This is a genomic window from Endozoicomonas acroporae (assembly GCF_002864045.1).
In the GTDB taxonomy this organism is placed as follows: Bacteria; Pseudomonadota; Gammaproteobacteria; order Pseudomonadales; family Endozoicomonadaceae; genus Endozoicomonas; species Endozoicomonas acroporae.
On the sequence record NZ_PJPV01000268.1, the window covers coordinates 1 to 2,812 of the forward strand.

Sequence of the window (2,812 nt, forward strand, 5' to 3'; positions counted from 1 at the left end):
TCTATCCATAATTATATTTCATTAATTCATGAAAATATAAAAAACAGACTGCTGTTCTGCTCAGAAGTTCATTTTGCGGAAAAGTTTACTTGAGTCATGATGGGAGGAAGGCGATGACTGGCTGTTCTTTTTCTTCTTCTCTCCTTCTTCTTTTTTGCTGGGTTGGTTTGCTCTTCTAAAGGTTCTTCGGCAGTCACGTATGCAGCACCTGTCCACCCTCTTTTAAGTGATACAGAGCCATGCTCCTGTGGGGGGATGCCTATCCTGGTCTTTATTTGATCAATACATGGTTTCATTAAATCCTGATTCCAAAGCATGTTAACCGGGATTTCAATGACCTCAAATCCTGCTTTTTGCAACAGTGCGATTTTAAGCAGAGTCGAACCCTTCCTGGTGTTGAAATCACCACCCACGTAATGAGACGGTCCCTGAATTTCAATCACTATGTTGTGATCTGGCAGAAGCAGGTCAACCGGAGGTAATGAGTTCAGACTCTTTTCTTCGTCAATCTTCAGAGATGGAATAGATGATTGGAGTTGTTCGCGGAAGTCGGCCTGGCTTTTTGAAATGATTGTCTGGTAATGGGGGACGAGCGGACAGGCTCTGCCAAGCCAACTTGCAGCCATGATCATGACGGATTGTTCCTCTTCATTGTCTGGCGATGTATTTTCCAGACGAGTGAACAGGTCATCCATATGCTTTTCAAACACGTCACTTTTATTGGCATTGGAATCCAGAGACAACCTGGCACAGCATACCATGACTCCCCAGAGAGACATCAATATCTCTTGCTGAGAAAACTGAAGGTTCTCACTGATTCTATAGACAAGTGATTCGAACGAAGAGGTAGCCAGGTTCAGCTCAACGAGTTCACCCAGTTTGGCCGTGGCCCACAGCAGGTTGGCAATACCCTGGGCATTGAATTGGTTTTTCTGTGCGTTCACGAGGGACAACAGCGTGACCACAGCCTCGTTGAGCCCTGGTGACTGCTCCTGCCCGTTGTCCACCAGTTTTGCCATGGCCCACAGCAGGTTGTTGATTTCCCGTGGGTTAAAGTTGGCTTTTTGCACGATCGCGCAGGTCAACAGCGCAGCCACCGCTTCGTTGAACTCTGGTGTCTGCTCGTACCCGTTGTCCACCAGTTTTGCCATGGCCCACAGCAGGTTGGCGATATGCTGGGGAATAAAATGGTCTTTCTGTCCATTCATATGGGGCAACAGCGCGGCCACGGCCTCTTTGAGCCCTGGTATCTTCTGCCCGTTATCCACCAGTTTCGCCGTGGCCCACAGCAGGTTGGCGATTTCCTGTGGGTTAAAGTCAGCTTTCTGTGCGTTCACGTGGGGCAACAGGGCGGCCACGGCTTCTTTGAGCTCTGGTGTTTGCTCCTGCCCGCTGTTCACCAGTTTCGCCATGGCCCACAGCAGGTTGGCGATTTCCTGTGGTCTAAAGTGAGCTTTCTGAGCGTTCACGAGGGGCAACAGGGCAGCCACGGCCTGGTTGAGCTCTGGTGTCGGCTCCTGCACGATATCCACCAGTTTCGCCATGGCCCATAGCAGGTTGGCGATACCCTGGGCATTAAATTGGCCTTTCTGTGCATTCACGTAGGGCAACAGCGCGACCACAGCCTCGTTGAGCCCTGGTGTGTGCCCCTGCCCGTTGTCTATCATTTTCGCCATGGCCCACAGCAGGTTGGCGATAGCCTGAGGAATAAATTGCTCTTTCTGTACGTCTACGTGGGGCAACAGGGCGGCCACGGCCTGTTTGAGCTCTGGTGTCTGCTTCTGCCCTTTGTCCGTCAGTTTCGCCATGGCCCACAGCAGGTTGGCGATTTCCTGTGGGTTAAAGTTAGCTTTCTGAGTGTTCACGTTGGGCAAAAGCGAGGCTACGGCCTCGTTGAACTCTGGTGTCTGCTCCTGCCCATTGTCCACCAGTTTTGCTAATGCCCACAGCAGGTTGGTGATTTCCTGAGGTTTAAAGTTAGCTTTCTGTGTGTTCACGCGGGGTAACAGAACGGCCACGGCCTCGTTGAGTTCTGGTGTCCGCTCCTGCCCGTTGTCCACCAGTTTCGCCATGGCCCACAGAAGGTTGGCAACATGCTGGGCAATAAATTGGTCCTTTTGTGCGTTCACGTGGGGCAACAGCGAGGCCACGGCCTCGTTGAGCTCTGGCGTCCGCTCCTGCCCGCTGTCCACCAGTTTCGCCATGGCCCACAGCAGGTTGGCAATGCCCTGGGCCTTAAATTGGTCTTTCTGTGCGTTCACGTGGGGCAACAGCGCGACAACGGCCTCGTTGAACTCTGGTGTCCGTTCCTGCCCGTTGTCCACCAGTTTTGCCATGGCCCACAGCAGGTTGGCGATTCCCTGAGGAATAAATTGTTTTTTCTGTGCGTTCACATGGGGCAACAACACGGCCACGGCCTCTTTGAACTCTGGTATCCGGTCCTGCCCGTTGTCCACCAGTTTCGCCATGGCCCACAACAGGTTGGCGATTCCCTGGGCATCAATATCCCTGACTGGAGGTTTTTGGTTGCAGTTAAATATTATTGCATCAAATAGCGTTGACAATAAGTTAGCCTGAGTAAGTTTAACTCGCTCATCCACGGTGTTTGTCAACATAGTTGTCGCCTCAACTTAAGCGGCTTTGCTTAGTTGATCATCAGCAGGCCTGTCGGGATTCAACCAGACTTCATCAGCCAGATCCCAGTTCCTTGTTGACCTCTTTCCCCAGCGCTCTGGGTGGCGTTCTTTGGCTTGTTCATAAACCTTTCTGCGGTTAGCCATAAGCATCTCGGTTTCACCACGATGCCTTTGCC

General features: G+C 51.7%; 1 protein-coding gene and 1 pseudogene. Both read right to left on the reverse strand.

The features are described 5' to 3' along the window. Nucleotides 1-68: 68 nt before the first annotated feature. The gene (locus CX664_RS25050; RefSeq protein ID WP_101749303.1) at nt 69-2,615 is read right to left on the reverse strand and encodes an RAP domain-containing protein; all 2,547 of its coding nucleotides are present in this window, start codon (nt 2,613-2,615) and stop codon (nt 69-71) included. A 15-nt stretch (nt 2,616-2,630) separates the two neighbouring features. Then, nucleotides 2,631-2,812, reverse strand: a pseudogene (locus CX664_RS26855) (hypothetical protein); the annotation flags it as partial.